21 protein-coding genes are annotated in these 22,031 nt (G+C 69.3%); 13 read left to right on the forward strand and 8 right to left on the reverse strand.

All coding sequences use genetic code 11. The features are described from left to right. The first annotated feature begins 29 nt into the window (after nt 1-29). Together BFN33_RS08320 and BFN33_RS08325 are read left to right on the forward strand one after the other, a co-directional pair. The gene (locus BFN33_RS08320; protein WP_069759259.1) at nt 30-494 is read left to right on the forward strand and encodes a MerR family transcriptional regulator; all 465 of its coding nucleotides are present in this window, start codon (nt 30-32) and stop codon (nt 492-494) included. Then, nucleotides 491-1,507, forward strand: a complete 1,017-nt coding sequence (locus tag BFN33_RS08325) for an aldo/keto reductase (RefSeq protein ID WP_069759260.1) — start codon at nt 491-493, stop codon at nt 1,505-1,507. Before BFN33_RS08320 ends, BFN33_RS08325 begins: the two co-directional genes overlap by 4 nt. Before the next feature lie 89 nt (nt 1,508-1,596). Here the strand turns inward: BFN33_RS08325 and BFN33_RS08330 are convergent, their stop codons facing one another. From BFN33_RS08330 to BFN33_RS08340, 3 genes are read right to left on the reverse strand one after another with little or no spacing between them, the layout of a single operon-like run. Continuing rightward, nucleotides 1,597-2,454: a DUF4429 domain-containing protein gene (locus tag BFN33_RS08330; protein ID WP_069759261.1), complete on the reverse strand. Its 858-nt coding sequence runs from the start codon at nt 2,452-2,454 to the stop codon at nt 1,597-1,599. 57 nt (nt 2,455-2,511) lie between these two features. Then, nucleotides 2,512-3,729 carry an alpha/beta hydrolase gene (locus tag BFN33_RS08335; protein ID WP_069759262.1) on the reverse strand — a complete coding sequence of 406 codons (1,218 nt, stop codon included), beginning with the start codon at nt 3,727-3,729 and terminating at the stop codon, nt 2,512-2,514. A gap of 54 nt (nt 3,730-3,783) precedes the next feature. Then, entirely contained in the window at nt 3,784-4,419 is a 636-nt protein-coding gene (locus tag BFN33_RS08340; protein WP_069759263.1) for a TetR family transcriptional regulator, read from the reverse strand. Between the two features lie 66 nt (nt 4,420-4,485). Here BFN33_RS08340 and BFN33_RS08345 point away from each other — a divergent pair, with 66 nt between their 5' ends. Beyond that, nucleotides 4,486-6,102 carry an MFS transporter gene (locus BFN33_RS08345; RefSeq protein ID WP_069759264.1) on the forward strand — a complete coding sequence of 539 codons (1,617 nt, stop codon included), beginning with the start codon at nt 4,486-4,488 and terminating at the stop codon, nt 6,100-6,102. A 240-nt stretch (nt 6,103-6,342) separates the two neighbouring features. After that, nucleotides 6,343-6,654, forward strand: coding sequence for a small hydrophobic protein (locus BFN33_RS08350; protein ID WP_069759265.1), 312 nt, complete (start codon nt 6,343-6,345; stop codon nt 6,652-6,654). 545 nt (nt 6,655-7,199) lie between these two features. Here the strand turns inward: BFN33_RS08350 and BFN33_RS08355 are convergent. Continuing rightward, complete coding sequence (locus BFN33_RS08355; RefSeq protein WP_069759266.1) at nt 7,200-7,937, reverse strand: potassium channel family protein; 738 nt, start codon at nt 7,935-7,937, stop codon at nt 7,200-7,202. A gap of 80 nt (nt 7,938-8,017) precedes the next feature. Then, on the reverse strand, nt 8,018-10,750 hold the full coding sequence (aceE, locus tag BFN33_RS08360; RefSeq protein ID WP_069759267.1) for a pyruvate dehydrogenase (acetyl-transferring), homodimeric type: 2,733 nt from the start codon (nt 10,748-10,750) through the stop codon (nt 8,018-8,020). Nucleotides 10,751-11,093: 343 nt separating this feature from the next. Between aceE and BFN33_RS08365 the strand changes: the two genes are divergently transcribed. From BFN33_RS08365 to BFN33_RS08390, 6 genes are all read left to right on the forward strand, one after another. Continuing rightward, the gene (locus tag BFN33_RS08365; protein WP_020116104.1) at nt 11,094-11,525 is read left to right on the forward strand and encodes a DUF3052 domain-containing protein; all 432 of its coding nucleotides are present in this window, start codon (nt 11,094-11,096) and stop codon (nt 11,523-11,525) included. A gap of 110 nt (nt 11,526-11,635) precedes the next feature. Further along, complete coding sequence (locus BFN33_RS08370; protein ID WP_057615270.1) at nt 11,636-12,094, forward strand: peroxiredoxin; 459 nt, start codon at nt 11,636-11,638, stop codon at nt 12,092-12,094. A 96-nt stretch (nt 12,095-12,190) separates the two neighbouring features. Further along, nucleotides 12,191-12,766 (forward strand): calcium homeostasis/redox stress adaptation protein, encoded by a 576-nt coding sequence (locus BFN33_RS08375; protein WP_007381726.1) that lies wholly within the window; start codon nt 12,191-12,193, stop codon nt 12,764-12,766. 124 nt (nt 12,767-12,890) lie between these two features. After that, complete coding sequence (locus BFN33_RS08380; RefSeq protein ID WP_057615269.1) at nt 12,891-13,466, forward strand: TerD family protein; 576 nt, start codon at nt 12,891-12,893, stop codon at nt 13,464-13,466. Between the two features lie 125 nt (nt 13,467-13,591). Continuing rightward, a complete protein-coding gene (locus BFN33_RS08385) occupies nt 13,592-14,740 on the forward strand; it encodes a DUF475 domain-containing protein (RefSeq protein WP_069759268.1) in 1,149 nt (382 codons plus the stop codon). A gap of 88 nt (nt 14,741-14,828) precedes the next feature. Continuing rightward, on the forward strand, nt 14,829-15,566 hold the full coding sequence (locus BFN33_RS08390; RefSeq protein ID WP_069759269.1) for a Tellurium resistance: 738 nt from the start codon (nt 14,829-14,831) through the stop codon (nt 15,564-15,566). Between the two features lie 6 nt (nt 15,567-15,572). On the opposite strand, the gene BFN33_RS08395 is transcribed toward BFN33_RS08390, so the two are convergent. Further along, a complete protein-coding gene (locus BFN33_RS08395; RefSeq protein WP_069759270.1) occupies nt 15,573-16,370 on the reverse strand; it encodes a TerD family protein in 798 nt (265 codons plus the stop codon). A gap of 206 nt (nt 16,371-16,576) precedes the next feature. On the opposite strand from BFN33_RS08395, the gene BFN33_RS08400 reads away from it, so the two are divergent. Genes BFN33_RS08400 through BFN33_RS08410 form a run of 3 tightly spaced genes read left to right on the forward strand, consistent with a single transcriptional unit; the run spans nt 16,577 to nt 21,090 of the window. After that, nucleotides 16,577-17,740: an HpcH/HpaI aldolase/citrate lyase family protein gene (locus BFN33_RS08400; protein WP_069759271.1), complete on the forward strand. Its 1,164-nt coding sequence runs from the start codon at nt 16,577-16,579 to the stop codon at nt 17,738-17,740. A gap of 24 nt (nt 17,741-17,764) precedes the next feature. Further along, entirely contained in the window at nt 17,765-20,260 is a 2,496-nt protein-coding gene (locus BFN33_RS08405) for a phosphoribosyltransferase (protein ID WP_069759651.1), read from the forward strand. Continuing rightward, entirely contained in the window at nt 20,260-21,090 is an 831-nt protein-coding gene (locus tag BFN33_RS08410) for an HAD family hydrolase (protein WP_069759272.1), read from the forward strand. Before BFN33_RS08405 ends, BFN33_RS08410 begins: the two co-directional genes overlap by 1 nt. Here BFN33_RS08410 and BFN33_RS08415 read toward each other — a convergent pair. Together BFN33_RS08415 and BFN33_RS08420 are read right to left on the reverse strand one after the other, a co-directional pair. After that, nucleotides 21,065-21,697 carry a DedA family protein gene (locus BFN33_RS08415; protein WP_069759273.1) on the reverse strand — a complete coding sequence of 211 codons (633 nt, stop codon included), beginning with the start codon at nt 21,695-21,697 and terminating at the stop codon, nt 21,065-21,067. The two genes, BFN33_RS08410 and BFN33_RS08415, sit on opposite strands and share 26 nt — an antisense overlap. A gap of 51 nt (nt 21,698-21,748) precedes the next feature. After that, a complete protein-coding gene (locus BFN33_RS08420; protein WP_053850450.1) occupies nt 21,749-21,973 on the reverse strand; it encodes a zinc ribbon domain-containing protein in 225 nt (74 codons plus the stop codon). Nucleotides 21,974-22,031: the final 58 nt, after the last annotated feature.

Genomic DNA, 22,031 nt, shown 5'->3' on the forward strand with positions numbered 1-22,031 from the left:
GTGCACTCCAAGGCCCTAGCGTTGGGGTCATGACGGTGATGGAGACCACGGGTACCAGGACCGACAGCTGCGCGGCTCCGCCGCACCCCCACCGGCGTCCGGCGGGACAGGACAGCTACACGATCAGCGAGGTCGTCGCCTTCACCGGCCTGACCGCGCACACCCTGCGCTGGTACGAGCGCATCGGCCTGATGCCGCACATCGACCGCTCGCACACCGGCCAGCGTCGCTACAGCAACCGCGACCTCGACTGGCTCGACCTCGTCGGCAAGCTCCGGCTCACCGGCATGCCGGTCGCCGACATGGTGCGGTACGCGGAACTGGTGCGGGAGGGCGACCACACGTTCACCGAACGGTTCGAGCTCCTGGAAACGACCCGCCGCGACGTTCTGTCCCGGATCGCGGAGCTCCAGGACACGCTCGCCGTGCTCGACCGGAAGATCAGCTTCTACGCCGACGCCGGTCGCACCTACGAAACGGAGAAGGCAGGATGACGGACAGCACGATCCCGACCGCACGGCTCGGCGACACCGGTCCCGAGGTCGGCACCCAGGGACTCGGCTGCATGGGCATGAGTTTCGCGTACGGCCCCACGGACGCGAAGGAGTCCCGGGCGACCCTGGAGCGGGCCCTGGAACTCGGCATCACGCTCTACGACACGGCGGACGCCTACGGCAACGGGGAGAACGAGAAGTTCCTGTCCCCGTTCTTCAAGGCCCACCGCGACGAGGTCGTGATCGCCACCAAATTCGCCCTGTCGATCCCGCCGGAGGACCCCACCCGGCGGATCATCCGCAACGACCCGCCGTACATCCGCCAGGCCGTCGAGGCGAGCCTGAAGCGCCTCGACGTCGACGCGATCGACCTCTACTACATGCACCGGCGCGATGTGCACGTGCCGATCGTGGAGTCCGTCGGCACCATGGCCGAGCTGGTGCGCGAGGGCAAGGTCAAGCACCTGGGCCTGAGCGAGGTCACCGCCTCGGAGCTGCGTGCGGCGCAGGCGGTGCACCCCATCGCCGCCGTGCAGTCGGAGTGGTCCCTGTTCAGCCGTGACATCGAGGCCAAGGTGGTCCCGGCGGCCCGCGACCTGGGCGTGGCGCTCGTGCCGTACTCGCCGCTCGGGCGCGGCTTCCTCACCGGGTCCTTCACCAACGCCGACAAGGACCTCACCGCCGACGACTTCCGCCGCCAGCAGCCCCGCTTCACGGGCGAGAACGCGGCGGCGAACGCGGCCCTGCTGGAGCCGATCCGTGCGGTCGCCGAGGCCCACGGAGCCTCCCTGGGCCAGATCGCCCTGGCCTGGGTCCAGCAGCAGAGGACGGTGCACGACCTCCCGGTGATCCCGATCCCGGGCACCCGCAAGCCCGGCAGGGTGGCGGAGAACGCGGCGGCGACGACCATCGAGCTCACCAAGGAGGAACTGGAGCTCCTGGAGCCGATCGCGGCACAGGTCGCGGGCGACCGGTACGCGGACATGCGGTTCTCTTCAGCGGGCCGGGAGTGAACCCACCCAGGGGCGCGGGGCTGTGCTGATGTGCGGCTACCGCCGCGTGGGCGCGAGAAGTCCCCACCGGCGGAAAGCCGACATCACACCTACAACTCCGCCAACAACTCCGCCTTCTTCACGGAGAACTCCTCGTCGGTGACCAGTCCGGCCTGATGCAACTCCCCGAGATGGCGAATCCGTTCGGCGATGTCCGCGGGGTCCCGGCGCGGCGCGGTCGCGGCCGGGACCACCGCCGCGGGCCTCCGTTGGCGTACGGCCGACAGGACCGCCGCCGCGAACGGCAGCGACTCGTGGACCGGCCCGTACCCCAGTCCGAACACCACCGCCGCCGGATCCTGATCCGCCTGCACCGGCCCCGGCTCCCCCCGCAGCAGCCGCAGATGGCCCTCGAAGACCTCCGGCGACCGCCACTCCACCCCGGTCAGTTCGGACACCGGGAAACTCTGGTCGCCGGCCTTCCACTTGGCCGAGGACGCTCCCGTCCAGAACCACCGGAAGTGCACGGTACGGCCGTCGAAGGACGCCTTCCCGTCGTACGCCTTGAACTGCAACGGCACCTCGGGCGCCGGCACCAGGAATCGTTCCGCCGGCTCGTCGTCCTCCTTCAGGAGCGTGCGCAACTCGTCCGCGTAGTACTCGGCGAGTGTCCCCTTGTCGCCCGGCAGCACCAGCCGGTACGGATCGCACCCTTCCTTCAACTGCCCCGCCGCCGCCTCCATGAGCGGGTCCGCCCCCGGTCGCGGCTCGGCATGCAACACCACCGTGCCCCGCTTGCCGGGAGTCAGCGTCACCCCGGAGATCGCCTCCAGGGGGATCCGCCGCTCACCCAGCGCCTGGAAGAGCTTCGGTGTTCGAATCCCCCGTTCGTAGCGGATGAGCACGGAGTCGGACTCGAACTCCCAGGCGGCATGAAATCCGGCCAGTACGTCACCCATGCGGGTCATCGTATTCGGCACGAGCTTCTTCGTCCCTCCTCGCGCAGACCGCAGTTCCTGCAGTCTCTACGCGCGTCCGGCCGTGGCCGTGCCGGACAAACCGGCGCGACAGGCTTCGTCCTCGTGGGCGCACTGCACCGAGCGGTACGCGCCAATGCCGATCTCGGCGAAGTTGAGCAGGCTCTCCGTTCCGGGTTCGAAGTAACCGGCGTGACCGTCCGCACCCCGCGCGGACAGCACACGCGCGCCGAACGCGGAGGACACCGGGTCGGCGCCGTGGCCGAGCCCGCCGACCTCCATGTACGGCACGTCCTGGATCCAGTCGTCGGCGTCCCGCATCGCCCACACATGGGCGGTGGTCCGCAGATGGGAGGCGTTGGCGACCCGCATCCCGGGGCTGCCGGCCACCGCGATGTCGGCCACCCGGCCGGGCAGCGTGTGCGCGGCCACCCCGCACACCACGGAGCCGTAGCTGTGACAGAACAGGGAGACCGGCGCGGCGCCCGGCAGTGCGCGCACCAGCGCGTTCAGCCGGACGGCGCCGGTCTCGGCGCGCATCGCGGTGGCCGAGTCGATGCCGAGTCCGGCGGGTGCGGTGTAGTCGGCCCAGGCGATCACCGCCGTACGCGTGGCGGGGCTCGCCTCGCGTTCGGCCCGGTAGAGGGCCTTGGCCATGCCGACCGGCGCGGAGTAACTGCGGCTGGTGCGCTGGAAGGTGAGCAGGTCGGTGTCGACGCCGGGCACGACGAGGGAGATCCGCTCCGCCGTGCCGAGATCGCCGAAGACCTCGGCGACCCGGCCGGAGCCGTCGGGGTCGAAGGCGAGGATGTGGCGCTCCGGGGCCGTCAGCGACTCGAAGCGGTGCATACGGCGGCCCGCCTCCTGCTGACCGGCCGGCGTGAGCCGGGGGTCGTGCATGCGTTTGCGCTCGACGGCTCGGGCCTGGAGCAGTGCGAGGCGGTTGGCCTGGTAGCGCAGGGTGACGGGGGCGCCGTTCATGTTGCCGACCGCGAGTGGGTAGCGCTGGACGAGGCGGACCCGCTCCTGCGAGGTGAGCGAGGCGAAGAATCGCGTGAGCCGGTCGGGGGCGGTGTCCGGGTCGGGCAGCGAGTGGCCCTGAAGGCGGCCGTGCGCCCAGGACTGGAGCGAGGCCTGGAGCGGAGTGGCCTCCCTCTGGTTGCGCAGCGCGGTCCAGCCGGTGGTCGCCAGCATCACGAACACCACGGCCAGCGCGAGCAGTGCGCGCCAGACGTTGAGTTGCGGGGAGGTGTCGAAGGAAGTCACTGAAAGGACACACTAGGAGAACGGGACGGTCTCGGGTTAATCCAGTGACCGGGATCACGTTTTGGTGTAAGGGAGCCACTTGCCGGTCAGCGCGGGGCCGAGCAGCTCCAGGTGCGAGACCGTCAGCTCGCGCATGGCCTCCAGGCTGAACTCCCCGTCGGTCATCCACTGCCGTTCCGTCACCCGCATCACCCCGCTGAAGACGGCCACCAGCAGCCTGGGCCGCGGGTCGCCGGCCGCGTCGAGGCCCTCGCGTTCGGCGAGCACGCGCGTGAGCACCTCCTCGACCTCCGCCGAGCGCCGCAGATGGGCGGCGAGCAGGACGGGTGTCGACTCGATCACCCGGTACATGGCCAGGAACCGCTCCACCGGCACGACCGACTCGACGACCTCGTGCAGGGTGTCCCAGCTCTCCAGCACGGCCAGGCGCAGCGCCTCCAGCGGGGGTTCGTGCGCCGGCCGCGCGCGTACGGCGTCGACGAAGCGCGTCACCGTCATCGCGTCGAGCGCCAGCGCCGCGTCCTCCTTGCCGGCGAAGTACCGGAAGAAGGTGCGCTGCGAGACCCCGACGGCGTCGGCGATGTCGTCGACGGTCGTCCGCTCGTAGCCCTCGGTGGTGAAGAGCTCGATGGCGACCCGCAGCAGTGCCTCTCGGGTGCGCTGCTTCTTGCGTTCGCGCAGTGTTTCCATTGGTGTCAGTTACCGACTTGTGAATTGGTTTGTCAATTGTCAGTGGCTGTCATTAGCCTCCATCGTATGACTAGTCAGACCATCGATACGACGGGGGCGGGGGACGGCGCGTCGCGGTCCCCGTCGGATCAGCCGCCCGCATCCGGACTGCGCGGCCACCCGTGGCTCACCCTGCTGACCGTGGCCGTCGGGGTCATGATGGTGGCTCTCGACGGCACCATCGTGGCCATCGCCAACCCGGCCATCCAGGCCGACCTCAAGGCGAGCTTCGCGGACGTCCAGTGGATCACCAACGGTTACTTCCTCGCGCTCGCGGTGGCCCTGATCACCGCGGGCAAGCTCGGTGACCGCTTCGGCCACCGCCAGACCTTCCTGATCGGCGTCGTCGGCTTCGCCGCCGCCTCGGGCGCGATCGGGCTGTCCAGCAGCATCGCCGCGGTCGTCACCTTCCGCGTCTGCCAGGGACTGTTCGGTGCCCTGCTGATGCCGGCCGCGCTCGGTCTGCTGCGGGCCACCTTCCCGGCCGAGAAGCTCAACATGGCCATCGGCATCTGGGGCATGGTCATCGGCGCCTCCACCGCCGGCGGCCCGATCCTCGGCGGTGTCCTCGTCGAGCACGTCAACTGGCAGTCGGTGTTCTTCATCAACGTGCCGGTGGGTGTCCTCGCCCTCGTCCTCGGCGTGCTGATCCTGCTCGACCACCGCGCCGAGAACGCCCCGCGCTCCTTCGACATCCTGGGCATAGCCCTGCTGTCCGCCGCCATGTTCTGCCTGGTGTGGGCGCTCATCAAGGCCCCGACCTGGGGCTGGGGCGACGGACTGACCTGGTCCTTCATCGCCGTGTCCCTCGTGGGCTTCGTCCTGTTCGCCGTCTGGGAGACGAAGGTCAAGGAACCGCTGATCCCGCTCGCGCTGTTCCGCTCGGTGGCGCTGTCGGCGGGTGTGGTCCTCATGGTCCTCATGGCGATCGCGTTCATGGGCGGCCTGTTCTTCGTGACCTTCTATCTGCAGAACGTGCACGGTATGAGCCCGATCGACGCCGGTCTCCACCTGCTCCCGCTCACCGGGATGATGATCGTGGGCTCCCCGCTCGCGGGCGCCATGATCACCAAGCTCGGCCCGCGGATACCCCTGGCCGGCGGCATGGCGTCCGTCGCGATCGCCATGTTCGGGATGTCGACGCTGGAGACGGACACCGGCAGCGCCGTGATGTCGCTCTGGTTCGCCCTGCTGGGTCTCGGCCTCGCGCCCGTGATGGTGGGCGCCACCGAGGTCATCGTGGGCAACGCGCCGATGGAGCTCTCCGGTGTGGCCGGCGGTCTCCAGCAGGCCGCGATGCAGATCGGCGGCAGCCTCGGTACGGCCGTCCTCGGTGCCGTGATGGCCTCCAAGGTGGACGGTGACCTCGCGGCGAACTGGAAGGACGCGGGTCTTCCGGCGCTCACACCGGCCCAGTTGGACCAGGCGTCCGAGGCGGTCCAGGTGGGCGTGGCCCCCGTCGCGAAGGGGACCCCGGAGGCGATCGTCGCGAAGATCACCGACGTCGCCCACGACACCTTCATCTCCGGCATGAGCCTGGCGTCCCTGGTCGCCGCCGGGGTCGCGGTCGTGGCGGTCTTCGTCGCCCTGCTCACCAAGCGCGGCGAGAACGCGGAGGCGGGCGCGGGCGTGGGTCACATCTGACGGGACTTCAGCGTTCTTCCCCTATCAGGGTGAAGAGGCTAAAGATTTCTCGCCCTCGGTACGCGCCGCAGGTCACAGTGGGTCAAGTCCTCCGCACGGCATGGGAGGACGGACGGCGCTGCGGCGCGCTGCCGGAGGGGGGCGGCGCGCCGCAAGGCCGGAGGATTAACCGCTGTGCCGGGGGTACTCGCATCGTTGAACCCGAGACGAACCCAACCAACCAAGGGTGTCAGGGAGTTGATGATGGCGGGCTACGGACACGGAACGCGCAAGTACCCCCGATCACGTGGCCGGACGTGGTCACGGAGCGGGCCGGATCGCGCGACGCTCGGAATCATCGGAGTCATCTGCGCGATCGCGGGATTCTTCGTGCTGGGGATCATCCTCGGCCCGGTGGCGATCGTCTGCGGCTGGCTCGCCATGGGCCGCACCTGGTCGGGCGGCAACCGTGCCTGGCCTGCTCTGGTCGCCTTCGTACTGGGCGCCATCGACACGCTCCTGGCGATCATCTGGCTCGTCGGAGCGGCCACCCCGGGCAGCGGGTTGTTCTGACCCGGGGCGCGTGAGGGAAGGGCCCCCGGTGGGACGACCGGGGGCCCGCTCTCGCGCTGCCGACGGAGGTGCGCGGCGCCGAGAACCATCGCCGGCGTCCACGCGAACGACGCCCCACGCTCGGTCGGCCTCGCGCGGCTTCGTGGTCGGGCGGGGGTCGGCGGCCGTGTGTTGCGGTGGCCCAGGTCTGTGCGGTTGTCCACCTGACCCGGCAAGCTCGCGTGCGGAGGTTCGCGTCGTGGGGGCGCGCCGGGGGGATGTTGTTTGTTCGGGCGGTCTCGCGCGGCTTCGTGGTCGGGCGGGGGTCGGCGGCCGTGGGCGCGGTGGCCCAGGTGTTCACGCCGATCCCGCAAGCCCGCGTGCGGACGTTCGGGTCGTGGCGGTGGGGCAGCGCGCCGGGTGCGCCGGGGCGATGTCGTGCGCTCGGGGGCGGCGGTCCGCGGCCGTGGTGGCGGAACGTACCCGCCGGGGACGCCTCCGGAGCGTGCCGGTCTGCGCATGGTGCCGGCCCGGCGCCCGCCCGCGTCCGTGAACCAGGGGCTCCGTCAGCCGCCGACGGATGTCTTCCGTAGAGCCGCGACCTCCGCGCGCAGGGCCCGTACTTCCTCCGTCAGGGCCTGGATCGCCTCCGTCTGCCGGCGTTCCTCCACGTCGTCCTTCTCGAACCGCTCGATGAACCACGCGGCGATGTTCGCGGTCACCACACCCAGCAGGGCGATCCCGGAGAGCATCAGCCCGACCGCGACCATCCGGCCCAGTCCGGTGGTCGGGGCGTGGTCGCCGTAGCCCACGGTCGTCATGGTCGTGAAGGACCACCACACCGCGTCACCCAACGTGCGGATGTTCCCGTCCGGCGCGTCCCGTTCCACCGACAGCACCGCCAGCGACCCGAACATCAGCAGCCCCACGACCGCCCCGGCCACATACGTCGTCACCCGGATCTGCGAGGCCATCCGCGCCCGCTGCCCCACCAGCAGCAGCGTGGAGACCAGCCGCAGCAGCCGCAGCGGCTGTATGAGCGGCAGCACCACGGCACCCAGGTCCATCCAGTGCTGCCGTACGAATCCGCGCCGGTCCCGCGCCAGCGACAGTCGCACGAGGTAGTCGACGGCGAAGACCCCCCACACCACCCACTCGGCCACCGTGCACACTTCCGTGAGCGACCGTCCCGCCGAGGTGTCCACGATCGGCACGGCATAGGCGACGGCGAACAGCACCGCGAGCGCCAGAAGGGGCCGCTGGGTGTGCTGTTCCCAACGGACCTGCGCTGACTGTTCTTTCATGACCGCATCGTAAGGAAACGGTAAAGGGCGGCAGAGCCGCAGCCCCACCGCCCTTCGTCCGTTCCTGCCGAGCGCGGCGGCTACGCGTCGCCGCCCGCCGCCCCCGGGTCCGCCGCCGTGACGTCCAGCAGCTGGTACCGGTCGATCGCCTGCTTCAGCACCGAACGGTCCACCTTGCCCTCCCGCGCCAGCTCCGTCAGCACACCCACCACGATCGACTGGGCGTCGATGTGGAAGAACCGCCGCGCCGCACCCCGGGTGTCCGCGAAGCCGAACCCGTCCGCTCCCAGCGACTGGTACGTGCCCGGCACCCACCGCGCGATCTGGTCGGGAACCGCCCGCATCCAGTCGGACACCGCCACGAACGGCCCCTGCGCCCCGGCCAGCTTCCGCGTCACGTACGGCACCCGCTGCTCCTCCTCCGGGTGCAGCAGGTTGTGCTCCTCGCAGGCCACGGCCTCACGCCGCAGTTCGTTCCAGGAGGTCGCCGACCAGACGTCAGCCTTGACGTTCCAGTCCTCGGCGAGGATCTTCTGCGCCTCGACCGCCCACGGCACGGCCACACCGGACGCCATGATCTGCGCCGGGGTCGACCCCGACGTGCCCTCGGAGAACCGGTAGATGCCCTTGACGATGCCCTCGGCGTCCACGTTCGCGGGCTCGGCCGGGTGCCGGATGGGCTCGTTGTAGACCGTGAGGTAGTAGAAGACGTCCTCGCTGTCCGGGCCGTACATCCGGCGCAGGCCGTCCTGCACGATGTGCGCGATCTCGAACCCGAACGCCGGGTCGTAGGCCACACAGCCCGGGTTGGTCGAGGCGAGCAGCTGCGAGTGCCCGTCCGCGTGCTGCAGACCCTCACCGGTCAGAGTCGTACGGCCCGCGGTCGCGCCCAGCACGAAGCCGCGCGCCAGCTGGTCCGACATCTGCCAGAACTGGTCACCGGTGCGCTGGAAACCGAACATCGAGTAGAAGACGTACACAGGGATCAGCGGCTCGCCGTGTGTCGCGTAGGCCGAACCCGCCGCGATCAGCGACGCCGTGCAGCCCGCCTCCGAGATGCCGTCGTGCAGCATCTGCCCGGTCGGCGACTCCTTGTACGCGAGCAGCAGTTCACGGTCGACCGACTCGTACTGCTGCCCGAGCGGGTTGTAGATCTTCGCACTCGGGAAGAACGAGTCCATGCCGAAGGTGCGGTACTCGTCCGGCGCGATCAGCACGAACCGCTTGCCGAGCTCCTTGTCCCGCATGAGGTCCTTGAGTAGCCGTACGAACGCCATGGTCGTGGCGATCGACTGCTGACCCGAGCCCTTCTTCACACTCGCGTACGTCTTGTCCTCCGGCAGCGCGAGCGGCTTGGAGCGCACGACACGCGTCGGGACGTAACCGCCGAGACCCAGTCGGCGGTCGTGCATGTACTGGATCTCCTCCGAGTCCCGGCCCGGGTGGTAGTAGGGCGGCGCGCCCGACTCCAGCTCCTTGTCGGAGATCGGCAGGTGCAGCCGGTCGCGGAAGCCCTTGAGGTCGTCGACCGTGAGCTTCTTCATCTGGTGCGTGGCGTTGCGGCCCTCGAAGTTGGGCCCCAGCGTCCAGCCCTTGACGGTCTTGGCGAGGATGACCGTCGGCTGGCCCTTGTGCTCCACGGCCGCCTTGAACGCCGCGTAGATCTTCCTGTGGTCGTGACCGCCGCGGCCCAGGTGCAGGATCTGGTCGTCGGTCATGCCCTCGACCATCGCGCGCAGGCGCTGGTCGTCGCCGAAGAAGTGATCGCGGATGTAGGCGCCGGACTCGGTGGCGTAGGTCTGGAACTGGCCGTCCGGGGTGGTGTTCATCCGGTTGACGAGGATGCCGTCGCGGTCCTGCGCGAGCAGCGGGTCCCAGGTGCGGTCCCAGATCAGCTTGATCACGTTCCAGCCGGCGCCCCGGAAGACCGACTCCAGCTCCTGGATGACCTTGCCGTTGCCGCGCACCGGGCCGTCGAGGCGCTGCAGGTTGCAGTTGACGACGAAGGTCAGGTTGTCCAGGCCCTCGCGCGCGGCGATGGTCAGCTGGCCGAGCGACTCCGGCTCGTCCATCTCGCCGTCGCCGAGGAACGCCCACACATGCGACTTGGAGGTGTCGGCGATCTCGCGCGCGTGCATGTAACGGTTCATCCGCGCCTGGTAGATCGCGCCGATCGGGCCGAGGCCCATCGACACGGTCGGGAACTCCCAGAAGTCCGGCATCAGCCGCGGGTGCGGGTACGAGGACAGTCCGTGCGGTGCCTTCGACTTCTCCTGGCGGAATCCGTCCAGGTTGGCCTCGCTGAGGCGGTCCAGCAGGAACGCGCGCGCGTAGATGCCCGGGGAGGCGTGGCCCTGGAAGAAGACCTGGTCGCCGCCGTCGCCCTCGTCCTTGCCGCGGAAGAAGTGGTTGAAGCCGACGTCATAGAGGGACGCGGAGGACGCGAAGGTGGCGATGTGGCCGCCCACGCCGATCCCGGGACGCTGGGCACGCGAGACCATCACGGCCGCGTTCCACCGGGTGGCGTTCAGGATCTTCCGCTCGATCTCCTCGTTGCCAGGGAAGAACGGCTCCGCCCTGGTGGGGATCGTGTTGACGTAGTCCGTGCTGCGCATCTCCGGCACGGCCACGCGCTTCTCGCGGGCCCGCTCGATGAGCCGCAGCATCAGATAACGGGCCCGCTCCCGGCCGCGCTCGTCCACGGCGGCGTCGAGGGAGTCGAGCCACTCCTGGGTTTCCTCGGGATCGAAGTCAGGAACCTGACTCGGAAGGCCGCCAATGATGATCGGGTTGCGATCGGATCCGGAAGCCACGCTGTTCCTTACCTGTCAGAGGGCCGTATTTCTCTATGTCTGCACCGCTCCCCATCGTGTACCTCGGGGGGCCAAACGTCATCTCTACTCCGTGGTAACCCGGGGCTCCGGGCCCGGGTATGGTTCCCAAACACGCAAAGAGGGCAGAAAGGTGTGGCATGTGTCACGACGTGACCGCGATGATGTGCCTGGAGTTGCGTCGACACGTTCCGGAACGTCACCGTTTCGGCGGTCTGAAACGCCGGGTACTTGCGCGATCCGCCCCGCCCGTGTGGACTACGGCCAATGCTTCGCGCACGCGCGTGGCTGAGACAATCATCAAGACATGATCAGGAGGCAACCCGTGAGCGCGACCGCGGACCACGCGGAGACGAGCCCTGCCGTGAGGCTGGGGTTCCAGCCCGAGCAGGTGGTCCAGGAGATCGGCTACGACGACGACGTAGACCAGGAACTCCGCGAGGCCATCGAGCAAGTCATCGGCAGCGACCTTGTGGACGAGGATTACGACGACGTCGCCGATGCCGTGGTGCTCTGGTTCCGTGACGAGGACGGAGACCTGACCGATGTGCTGGTGGACGCCACCACGTACATCGAGGAGGGTGGCTCGATCCTGCTGCTGACGCCGAAGACCGGCCGGGACGGCTACGTGGAGCCGAGCGACATCTCCGAAGCCGCGACGACGGCAGGCCTGTCCGCCTCCAAGAGCGTCAGTGTGGGCAAGGACTGGAGCGGCAGCCGGCTGGTGACGCCCAAGGCGGCCAAGTCCAAGAAGTAGCCCTGTGGGACCGGACGGGCCGGCGCGACCGGCCCGTCCGCTTCCCCGTGGTGATCGCTGCGTAGGGTGGTTGCGTCACTCGAACAGCCCCCCGAAGGGACATCCACGCGATGGCGATCCAGGTCGGCGAAAAGGCCCCCGACTTCGAGCTCAAGGACAACCACGGCCGGGCCGTGAAGCTGTCCGACTTCCGCGGCAGCAAGAACGTCGTGCTGCTCTTCTACCCCTTCGCCTTCACCGGCGTGTGCACCGGTGAGCTCTGCGAGCTGCGTGACAACCTGCCGCAGTTCTCCGACCGCGACACCCAGCTGCTCGCCGTCTCCAACGACTCCATCCACACCCTGCGCGTCTTCGCCGAGCAGGAGGGCCTGGAGTACCCGCTGCTGAGTGACTTCTGGCCGCACGGCGAGGTCTCCCGCGCCTACGGCGTCTTCGCCGAGGACAAGGGCTGCGCGGTGCGCGGCACCTTCGTCATCGACAAGGAGGGCGTGGTCCGCTGGACCGTCGTCAACGCTCTGCCGGACGCCCGCGACCTCAACGAGTACGTGAAGGCGCTCGACACCCTGTGATTGTTCGCCTCCAGGGACTGCGTGGTACGGGAACCCGTCACTAGGATCGAATCGTTGATCCGACGGCATCAGAAACTGCAAACCTATGGAGGACTCGTGGGAGTCAGCCTCAGCAAGGGCGGCAACGTATCGCTGACCAAGGAGGCCCCGGGCCTGACCGCGGTCATCGTCGGTCTGGGGTGGGACGTCCGCACCACAACCGGCACCGACTTCGACCTTGACGCCAGCGCGCTGCTGCTGAACGCGGCCGGCAAGGTCGCCAGCGACGCCAACTTCGTCTTCTTCAACAACCTCAAGAGCGCGGACGGCTCCGTCGAGCACACCGGCGACAACATCACCGGTGAGGGCGAGGGCGACGACGAGCAGATCAAGGTCAACCTCGCCGCGGTCCCGGCCGACGTCGACAAGATCGTCTTCCCGGTCTCGATCTACGACGCCGAGAACCGCCAGCAGTCCTTCGGCCAGGTGCGCAACGCGTTCATCCGCGTCGTGAACCAGGCCGGCGAGGCGGAGATCGCCCGCTACGACCTCTCCGAGGACGCCTCCACCGAGACCGCCATGGTCTTCGGCGAGCTCTATCGCAACGGCGCCGAGTGGAAGTTCCGCGCCATCGGCCAGGGCTACGCCTCGGGTCTGCGCGGGATCGCCCAGGACTTCGGCGTCAACGTCTAGTACCCGTCCCATGGGCAGGCCCTCGGACCCGCCCCGGTCTCTTCGTCCGGCGCCGCACCGTTTACGTGCGGCGCCGGACGCGCAGGACAAGCACACAAGCACACTCTCGGGGAGGGAACAGCACATGGGCGTCACGCTCGCCAAGGGAGGGAACGTCTCCCTGTCCAAGGCCGCCCCCAACCTCACCCAGGTGATGGTCGGACTCGGCTGGGACGCGCGCTCCACCACCGGAGCCGACTTCGACCTCGACGCCAGCGCCCTGATGTGCAGCAGCGGACGGGTCCTGGGTGACGAATACTTCGTCTTCTACAACCAGCTCAAGAGCCCGGACGGCTCGGTCGAGCACACCGGCGACAACCTCACCGGTGAGGGCGAGGGCGACGACGAGTCGATCCTGGTCGACCTCTCCAAGGTGCCGGACCGGTGCGACAAGATCGTCTTCCCGGTGTCGATCCATGACGCCGACAACCGCGGCCAGACCTTCGGCCAGGTCAGCAATGCCTTCATCCGCGTGGTCAACCAGGCCGACGGCCAGGAACTGGCCCGCTACGACCTCTCCGAGGACGCCTCCACCGAAACCGCGATGATCTTCGGCGAGCTCTACCGCTACCAGGGCGAGTGGAAGTTCAGGGCGGTGGGGCAGGGGTACGCGTCGGGCCTCAGGGGCATCGCCCTCGACTTCGGGGTCAACGTCTCATAACGCGTTATGAGCAAAAACCGGGGCCGGGTGGGGCTTCGAGGGCGCCCGACTACACTTCGCTTCAAAGTTTCGTAAAGCCGAGTGCGGCACGGGGGAATCCCGTACACGTACGGATTGGGTAGCCAGTGGTTCTCAAAACCTTCGGCTGGTCGTTCGCGGTCACCGCGCTCGGCTTGGTCGCTGCGGTCCTCTACGGGGGGTGGGAGGGCTTCGGTGTGGTGGCGATCCTCTCCATCCTCGAGATCTCCCTGTCGTTCGACAACGCGGTGGTCAACGCCGGAATCCTGAAGAAGATGAACGCCTTCTGGCAGCGCATCTTCCTCACGGTCGGTGTCCTGATCGCCGTGTTCGGCATGCGGCTGGTCTTCCCCGTCGTGATCGTCGCGATCAGCGCCAAGATGGGGCCCATCGAGGCGGTCGACCTCGCCCTCAACAACAAGGACCACTACCAGCAGCTGGTCACCGACGCGCACCCGGCGATCGCCGCGTTCGGTGGCATGTTCCTGTTGATGATCTTCCTGGACTTCATCTTCGAGGACCGGGACATCAAGTGGCTGGCCTGGCTGGAGCGGCCGCTGGCCAAGCTCGGCAAGGTCGACATGCTGTCGGTCTGCATCGCGCTGGTCGTCCTGCTGGTCACCGCGTTCACCTTCGCGACCCACGCCCACCAGCACGGCGGCGCGCATGTCGACAAGGCGCAGACCGTCCTGATCTCCGGTATCGCGGGCCTGATCACCTACATGGTCGTCGGCGGTCTCTCCGGCTACTTCGAGGACAAGCTCGAGGAGGACGAGGAACGCGAGCACGAGGAGGAGGAACAGGCCGAGCGGGAGGGCAAGCCCAAGTCGGCGGTCCTGATGGCCGGCCAGGCCGCGTTCTTCATGTTCCTCTACCTCGAGGTCCTCGACGCCTCGTTCTCCTTCGACGGCGTGATCGGCGCGTTCGCCATCACCAACGACATCGTCCTGATGGCGCTGGGCCTCGGCATCGGCGCGATGTACGTCCGGTCGCTGACCGTGTACCTCGTCCGCCAGGGCACCCTCGACGACTACGTCTACCTGGAGCACGGCGCCCACTACGCGATCGGCGCCCTCGCGGTGATCCTGATGGTCACCATCCAGTACGAGATCCACGAGATCATCACCGGTCTCGTCGGTGTGCTCCTGATCGGCTGGTCCTTCCTGTCCTCCGTGCGCCGCAACAGGGCACTGGCGGCCGCCGAGGGAAAAGCCCAGGGCTCGGACGAGAAGACTGAGGTCTCGTCCGGGGTGTGACACCCTCCCTGGTGAGGAACGCTCTGGGCGGGGCGGCCGGCCTCCGGCCGCCCCGCCGGTTTTCTCCAAATTGAACATGGGGGCGGGAATGGGCTTCTTGGACGGACTCCGGGGCGGCCGCGAGGTCGACTTCGACTCGGGCAGCGCGGCCAGCAACGCGATCGAACTGACCAAGCGGCACAACCGGGTCTCGCTCACCAAGCAGGGCGCGGCGACCGGGAACCTCCGCGTCAACCTGACCTGGCGGATGCGGACCTCCGACATCGGGGGCTCACAGCGGGAGTCGCTGCTGCGGCACCCCTTCAAGGCGCTCAAGCCGCCGGAGGTCCTCGGACACAGCCAGAGCATGGTCAACGTCGACCTCGACCTGGGGTGCCTGTACGAGCTGGCCGACGGCACGAAGGGTGTCGTCCAGCCCCTCGGCGGCCTCCTGGGGGACGTCAACGCGCCGCCGTACGTGAAGCTCAGCGGGGACGACCGGTTCGGGTCGGCGTCCGGCGAGACGATGTACGTCAACCTCGATCACCGCGACCAGATCAAGCGGCTGCTGGTCTTCGTGTACATCTACGACCAGACGCCGGCGTTCGACCGTACGCACGCCATCGTGACGCTGTACCCGAGCAACGGGCCGCGGATCGAGATAGGTCTCGACGAGCGGCACCCTCAGGCCCGGTCCTGCGCGGTCGTGATGATCGAGAACGTCAAGGGCGAGCTCATCGTGCGGCGTGAGGTGCAGTTCGTGTACGGGTTCCAGGGCGAGCTGGACCGGCTGTACGGGTGGGGGCTTCAGTGGGGGCGCGGGTACAAGGCGAAGGCGGACAAGTGAGGGCCGCTACCGTCCGATGAACTGCGGCCCCTGGGGAGGCATCCGGAACTCCGCGGCGGCCGGTACCGGAGCAGCCGGCGGCGGGTAGCCGTAACCCGACGCCGCCACGGGGGCTGTCGCCGGAGTCGCCTGCTGCGGGTAGCCGTAGGCCGGCTGGGTGGGGACCGAGGTGGCCGACTGGGCCGCCTGCTCGGGAGGCAGGGGGAACGACGTGGCCTCGGGCTGGGCCGGTGTCTCCGGGGAGTCGGACTCGTCCACGACGATGCCGAAGTCAGTGGCCAGGCCCTGGAGGCCCTCCACATAGCCCTCGCCCAGGGCGCGGAACTTCCAGCCCTCGCCGCGGCGGTACAGCTCGCCGCAGATCAGGGCGGTCTCCTCGCCCGTCTCCGGCTTGATGTCGAAGTAGAGCAGCGGCTTGCCGTCGGCGACCGAGGCGTCGTACAACAGGATGCGCAAGCCCTGCACGCGGCCGAACGTGGCGTTGTCCACCGACGCTTCGTCCACCGACGCGACCAGGAGGATCTGGCTGACGTCGGGCTCGACACCGGCCAGATCCGTCTGGATCGTGTCGGTGGGGCCCTCGGCGACGCGCTTCTTGCCGAGGAGCCAGACCTTCCCGGAGGGGTGCCGGGGCTGGTTGTAGAAGACGAAGTCCTCGTCGGATCGCACACGACCGTCGGGGCCGAGGAGGAGCGCCGAGGCATCGACGACCGGGACCCCCTGCCCGGGCGCCCAGCGCAGCACGGCGCGTACCGTGGTGGCTTCCAGCGGGACGTTCGATCCCTTCAGCATGGCGTGCGTCATGCGGTCATCCTGCCCTCTCGGTCCTGATCACGACAACGCGGGGGTGCGGGATACCGGTTCATGTCGTACCGGTGTCGACATGGCCGTGTTTGTCTGCGTTACCTGAAATTCATGCCCGGTGGGAACCTCGGACACGGGTACCTACGTACTATTACCGGCCACCTGTGAACCCTTCACGGGTGGCACAGCTACCACGGGGGAGTCATATGCGGCATTTCGGGCACATCACCCCTGAGGTGCGTCAGCGCCTCTTCCACCAGGAGCCCTGCGAGTTCACCGCGGATTCCTCGGCCCGGCTGCTCTCCGCGGCGCTGGGCGCCACGCTCTACAGTCCGGCCACGCGGCCGCGGCTCGCCGACGACATCGTCAAGCAGACCGGACGCGGCGTGGTCTCGATGGTGCTGTGCCTGGAAGACTCGATCGGTGACGACGACGTCGCGGAGGGCGAGGAGAACCTCGTCCGGCAGTTCGCGGACCTCGCGGACCGGCAGGTGGACCCGCCACTGCTGTTCATCCGGGTCCGCCACCCCGAGCAGATCCCCGATCTCGTACGACGGCTCGGTTCCGCCGTCCGGCTGCTGTCCGGATTCGTGCTCCCGAAGTTCACCGAGGAACGCGGCATACCGTTCCTGGAGGCCCTCTCCGGCGCCGAGGTCGCGAGCGGCCACCGGCTGTTCGCCATGCCCGTGCTGGAGTCTCCGGAGCTGCTCTACCGGGAGACGCGCGTAGAGACCCTGGAGGGCATCGCGCGCGCGGTAGACAAGTACCGCGACCGGGTCCTGGCGCTGCGCCTCGGCGTCACCGACTTCTGCTCCTCCTACGGCCTGCGCCGCGCCCCCGACATGACCGCCTGGGACGTCCAGATCGTCGCCTCCGTGATCGCCGACGTGGTGAACATGCTGGGCCGCGCCGACGGCACCGGCTTCACCGTGACCGGACCGGTCTGGGAGTACTTCCGGGTCCAGGAGCGCATGTTCAAGCCGCAGCTGCGCCGCAGCCCCTTCCTGGAGGGACAGGCCGAGGAACTGCGCGAGGCGCTCATCGAGCACGCCATGGACGGCCTGCTGCGCGAGATCACCCTCGACCAGGCCAACGGCCTGCTCGGCAAGACCTGCATCCACCCCTCCCATGTGCTGCCCGTGCACGCACTGTCCGTGGTCAGCCATGAGGAATTCAGTGACGCGCAGGACATCCTGCGGCCCGAGCGCGGCGGCGGCGGGGTGCTGAGGTCGCAGTACACGAACAAAATGAATGAAGTGAAGCCGCATCGCGCCTGGGCCGAGCGGACGCTGCTGCGCGCCGAGGTCTTCGGGGTGGCCAACGAGGACATCGGCTTCGTGGAGCTGCTCGCCGCCGGAATCTCCGGCTGATCATTCGTGGACACCAAGGGACGCATGAACAAGGCAGTGAACGACGGGACGCCGGGCGAGGTCTGGTCGGGGACATGGGTCGCCGACCGGCTCGGCGTCGAACTCGTGGGCGACAGCCGGCTGACCGACCTGCTGGGACTGGCGCTGCGCCGCAACCCCAAGCGGGCCCATCTGCTGGTCTCCAACGTGCTGGGCAAGCACGTCCCGCAGTCGCCGTCGGTGGTCTACGGCCAGGGCTTCGCACTGGGCCGCAGGGTCCGCGACCTGCTGGGTGACGAGGAGGCGGCCCGCGCGGTCGTCCTCGGCTACGCGGAGACGGCGACAGGTCTTGGCCACGCCGTCGCCGACGGCATCGCCCTCGCCCCCTACCTCCACTCCACCCGCCGCCCGGTCCCCGGTGTGGCCCCCGCGGGCGGCTTCGAGGAGTCCCACTCCCACGCCACGAGCCATCTTCTGCTGCCGGAGGACCCGGCCCTGCTGGCCGGGGACGGCCCCCTGGTCCTCGTGGACGACGAGTTCTCGACGGGCAACACGGTCCTGAACACGATCAGGGATCTGCACGAGCGCTATCCGAGGGACCGGTACGTGGTGGTCGCCCTGGTGGACATGCGGTCGGAGGAGGATGCGGGCCGACTGGCGGCTTTCGCGCGGGAGATCGACGCGCGGGTGGACCTGGTGGCAGCGGCTTCGGGCACCGTAAAGCTGCCTGAAGGAGTCCTGGAGAAGGGGCAGGACCTTGTAGCGAGGTTCGAGTCCAACTCCCCAGGGGCGCGGGGCTGTGTTGAATCTGCGGCTACCGCCGCGTGGGCGCGACAAGCCCCCACGGACCCGCACCCGGCAATCAACCGCACAGACCTCTCGTGGCCCCGAGACCTCCCCGACGGCGGCCGTCACGGTTTCACCCCGGCGCACCGAATACGCCTGGACAACGCCCTCCCCGCAATGACCGCAAGGCTCGCCGAGGCGCTGCCTCAAGACGCGCACCACGTGCACATCCTCGGCTTCGAAGAGCTCATGTACGCCCCCCTGCGACTCGCCCGGGAACTCGAACAGGTCGCCGCAGGCGTCGAGGTGACCTACTCCACCACCACCCGCTCCCCGGTGCTCGCCGTCGACGACCCCGGCTACGCCATCCGCAGCCGGATCGTCTTCCCCGCCCACGACACCCCCGCCGACGGCCCCGGCGACCGCTACGCGTACAACGTCGCCGGCGCCGGCTTCGACGCGATAGTCGCCGTGATCGACTCCACCGCCGACACCCCCGAACTGCACGCCCCCGACGGCCTCCTGGCCCAGCTCGCCGCGCACACCCGGCAGGTCGTCCTCGCCGTCGTCCCCAGTTACACCCCCGAAAGGCCCCCCATGCTCTCCGAGCCCCTCCGCGGCCCCGCCTTCTCCTCGTACGCCCCCGAGGAGGTCGGCTGGCTGCTCCAGGACCTCTCGGACGTCACGCTGGAGGCGCCGACCGAGGAGCGCGAGGAGGCCATCCAGAGCGGCGGCGCGCACTATGCGGAGTCGCTGCCGGTGGAGTACCAGCCGAGCGACCAGTACCAGGAGCTGTTCCGCACGGCCCTGAAGGAGTCCTCCGCGAGGCTCGCCCAGGCGGTCGGCGCGGTCACGGAGATCGTGCTCCAGGAGCGCTCGCCCCGTCCGGTCCTGGTCTCCCTCGCCCGTGCCGGCACCCCCATAGGTGTCCTGATGCGCCGCTGGGCCCAGTTCCGGCACGGCCTCGAACTGCCGCACTACGCCGTCTCGATCGTCCGGGGCCGCGGCATCGACGCCAACGCCCTGCGGTGGCTGGCCGCACACCACGACCCGGCCGACGTCGTGTTCGTCGACGGCTGGACCGGCAAGGGCGCGATCACGCGTGAACTGACGGAAGCGATAAAGCAGTTCGAGGCCGAGGGCGGTTCCGCCGGCTTCGACCCGGAGATCGCCGTACTCGCCGACCCGGGATCGTGCGTGAAGACGTACGGCACCCGTGAGGACTTCCTCATCCCCTCCGCGTGTCTCAACTCCACGGTGTCCGGCCTGATTTCGCGCACGGTCCTGCGCGCGGACCTGGTCGGCCCGGACGACTTCCACGGCGCGAAGTTCTACCGCGAACTCGCCGGCGCGGACGTGTCGGTGGACTTCCTGGACGCCGTCGCCGCCCGCTTCCCCGAGGTCGCCGAGGCGGTCGGCGCACAGGTCAAGGAGCTCCTCGCCGGCGACCGGGAGCCCACCTGGGAGGGCTGGGCGGCCGTCGAACGCATCAGCGAGGAGTACGGCATCCACGACGTCAACCTCGTCAAGCCGGGCGTCGGCGAGACCACCCGGGTGCTGCTGCGCCGGGTGCCCTGGAAGATCCTGGCGCGGGCCGGGGCGGGCGCCGACCTGGACCACGTACGCCTGTTGGCCGAGCAGAGAGGTGTCCCGGTGGAAGAGGTCGCCGAACTCCCGTACACCTGCGTGGGGTTGATCCACCCCAAGTACACGCGGGGCGCGACGGGCGCCGACGGCAGGGCGGTGACCCTCTGATGCCGGCTCAGGCTCAGGCTCCGGTGCTCGTGGCGAGCGACCTCGACCGCACGCTCATCTACTCCGCCGCCGCCCTGGCGCTCACCATGCCGGACGCGCGGGCGCCCCGGCTGCTTTGTGTCGAGGTGCACGAGAGCAGGCCGCTGTCGTACATGACGGAGACCGCGGCCGGGCTGCTCTCCGAGCTCGGGGACGCGGCGGTCTTCGTGCCGACGACGACCCGCACCCGCAAGCAGTACCAGCGCATCAACCTGCCGGGCCCCGCGCCCACTTACGCGATCTGCGCGAACGGTGGCCACCTGCTGGTCGACGGCGTCACCGACGTCGACTGGCACGCCCGGGTCACGGCCCGCCTCGCCGACGAGTGCGCGCCCCTGGAGGAGATCCGCGCGCACCTCCAGGAGACGGCCGATCCGCTGTGGGTCCGCAAGCACCGGATCGCCGAGGATCTCTTCGTCTACCTCGTCGTCGAGCGTGAACTGCTGCCCGAGGACTGGGTGAAGGAGCTCGCGGTGTGGGCCGAGAACCGCGGCTGGACGGTCTCCCTCCAGGGCCGCAAGATCTACGCCGTTCCCAAGCCGCTCACCAAGAGCGCGGCCATGCGCGAGGTGGCCCGGCGCACCGGGGCCGCTCTGACGCTGGCCGCGGGTGACTCCCTGCTGGACGCCGACCTGCTCCTCGCGGCCGACCGGGGCTGGCGGCCCGGACACGGGGAGCTGGCGGACGTGGGCTGGACGGCTCCGGCGATCACCGCGCTGCCGGAGCGGGGTGTCGCGGCGGGGGAGCGGATCCTGCGCGAGTTCCTCAGGACGGTCCGGACACCTCAGTAGGGCTCGGCCGGCCTCGCCGCAGCAGTCGTACGGCTGTGAAGGCCACGGCCGCGAGCGCGGCGACCGCGAGGACGACCTTCGAGTACGCGGACACCACGTCGGTGACCTGGGTCCAGTTGGCGCCCAGGGCGTGGCCCGCGAGGACGAACGCCGTGTTCCACAGGGCGCTGCCCAAGGTGGTCAGCGTCAGGAACACGGGCAGCGGCATGCGTTCGACGCCGGCCGGGACGGAGACGAGGCTGCGGAAGACCGGGATCATCCGGCCGAAGAAGACCGCCTTGGTGCCGTGCCGCAGGAACCAGGCCTCGGTCCGCTCGATGTCCGAGACCTTGACCAGGGGCAGCCGGGCCGCGAGCGCCATCGTGCGGTCCCGGCCGAGGAGCGCGCCGACGCCGTAGAGCGCGAGGGCGCCGATCACCGAGCCCGCCGTCGTCCACAGCAGCACGGCGACCAGGCTCATCCGGCCGGTGCTCGCCGCGAAGCCCGCCAGCGGCAGGATCGCCTCGCTCGGGATGGGCGGGAAGAGGTTCTCCAGGGCGATGGCGATCCCGGCACCGGGCGCGCCGAGCGTGTCCATGAGGCCGTTGACCCGGTCGATGGCTGACATGGGCCCACGCTAGGAAGGCCGACCTGAAGGCTGCCTGAAGAGGTACGGCGGTCAGCCGCAGCAGCCTCCGCCGCAGCAGCCGCCCCCACCGCCGCCACCCGCCTGGGGCGCAGGGGCCGACGCGGACGCCGAGCCGCCCACCGCCACCGTCGACAGCAGCTTCACCGTGTCGTCGTGGCCCGCCGGGCAGTCGGCGGGGGCGGAGGACTCGGCCATGGGACGGCTCAGTTCGAAGGTGTCGCCGCAGGTCCGGCAGCGGTACTCGTAGCGAGGCATGAGCACAGGTTAACCGGCGTCCCGGCGGGGTGCCCGAATTATGATCTTTGTCCGGTTA

It is taken from the genome of Streptomyces sp. LUP47B, from assembly GCF_001746295.1.
In the GTDB taxonomy this organism is placed as follows: Bacteria; Actinomycetota; Actinomycetes; order Streptomycetales; family Streptomycetaceae; genus Streptomyces.

What these genes read in the sequence shown, in the direction of transcription:
- BFN33_RS08345 (WP_069759264.1), top strand. Translation starts at nt 4,486, where the DNA reads ATGACTAGTCAGACCATCGATACGACGGGGGCGGGGGACGGCGCGTCG.
- BFN33_RS08405 (WP_069759651.1), top strand. Translation starts at nt 17,765, where the DNA reads ATGAACAAGGCAGTGAACGACGGGACGCCGGGCGAGGTCTGGTCGGGG.
- BFN33_RS08420 (WP_053850450.1), bottom strand. Translation starts at nt 21,973, where the DNA reads ATGCCTCGCTACGAGTACCGCTGCCGGACCTGCGGCGACACCTTCGAA.
- BFN33_RS08340 (WP_069759263.1), bottom strand. Translation starts at nt 4,419, where the DNA reads ATGGAAACACTGCGCGAACGCAAGAAGCAGCGCACCCGAGAGGCACTG.
- BFN33_RS08395 (WP_069759270.1), bottom strand. Translation starts at nt 16,370, where the DNA reads ATGACGCACGCCATGCTGAAGGGATCGAACGTCCCGCTGGAAGCCACC.
- BFN33_RS08330 (WP_069759261.1), bottom strand. Translation starts at nt 2,454, where the DNA reads ATGACCCGCATGGGTGACGTACTGGCCGGATTTCATGCCGCCTGGGAG.
- BFN33_RS08355 (WP_069759266.1), bottom strand. Translation starts at nt 7,937, where the DNA reads ATGAAAGAACAGTCAGCGCAGGTCCGTTGGGAACAGCACACCCAGCGG.
- BFN33_RS08370 (WP_057615270.1), top strand. Translation starts at nt 11,636, where the DNA reads ATGGCGATCCAGGTCGGCGAAAAGGCCCCCGACTTCGAGCTCAAGGAC.
- BFN33_RS08410 (WP_069759272.1), top strand. Translation starts at nt 20,260, where the DNA reads ATGCCGGCTCAGGCTCAGGCTCCGGTGCTCGTGGCGAGCGACCTCGAC.
- BFN33_RS08400 (WP_069759271.1), top strand. Translation starts at nt 16,577, where the DNA reads ATGCGGCATTTCGGGCACATCACCCCTGAGGTGCGTCAGCGCCTCTTC.
- BFN33_RS08320 (WP_069759259.1), top strand. Translation starts at nt 30, where the DNA reads ATGACGGTGATGGAGACCACGGGTACCAGGACCGACAGCTGCGCGGCT.
- BFN33_RS08415 (WP_069759273.1), bottom strand. Translation starts at nt 21,697, where the DNA reads ATGTCAGCCATCGACCGGGTCAACGGCCTCATGGACACGCTCGGCGCG.
- BFN33_RS08390 (WP_069759269.1), top strand. Translation starts at nt 14,829, where the DNA reads ATGGGCTTCTTGGACGGACTCCGGGGCGGCCGCGAGGTCGACTTCGAC.
- BFN33_RS08325 (WP_069759260.1), top strand. Translation starts at nt 491, where the DNA reads ATGACGGACAGCACGATCCCGACCGCACGGCTCGGCGACACCGGTCCC.
- BFN33_RS08350 (WP_069759265.1), top strand. Translation starts at nt 6,343, where the DNA reads ATGATGGCGGGCTACGGACACGGAACGCGCAAGTACCCCCGATCACGT.
- BFN33_RS08380 (WP_057615269.1), top strand. Translation starts at nt 12,891, where the DNA reads ATGGGCGTCACGCTCGCCAAGGGAGGGAACGTCTCCCTGTCCAAGGCC.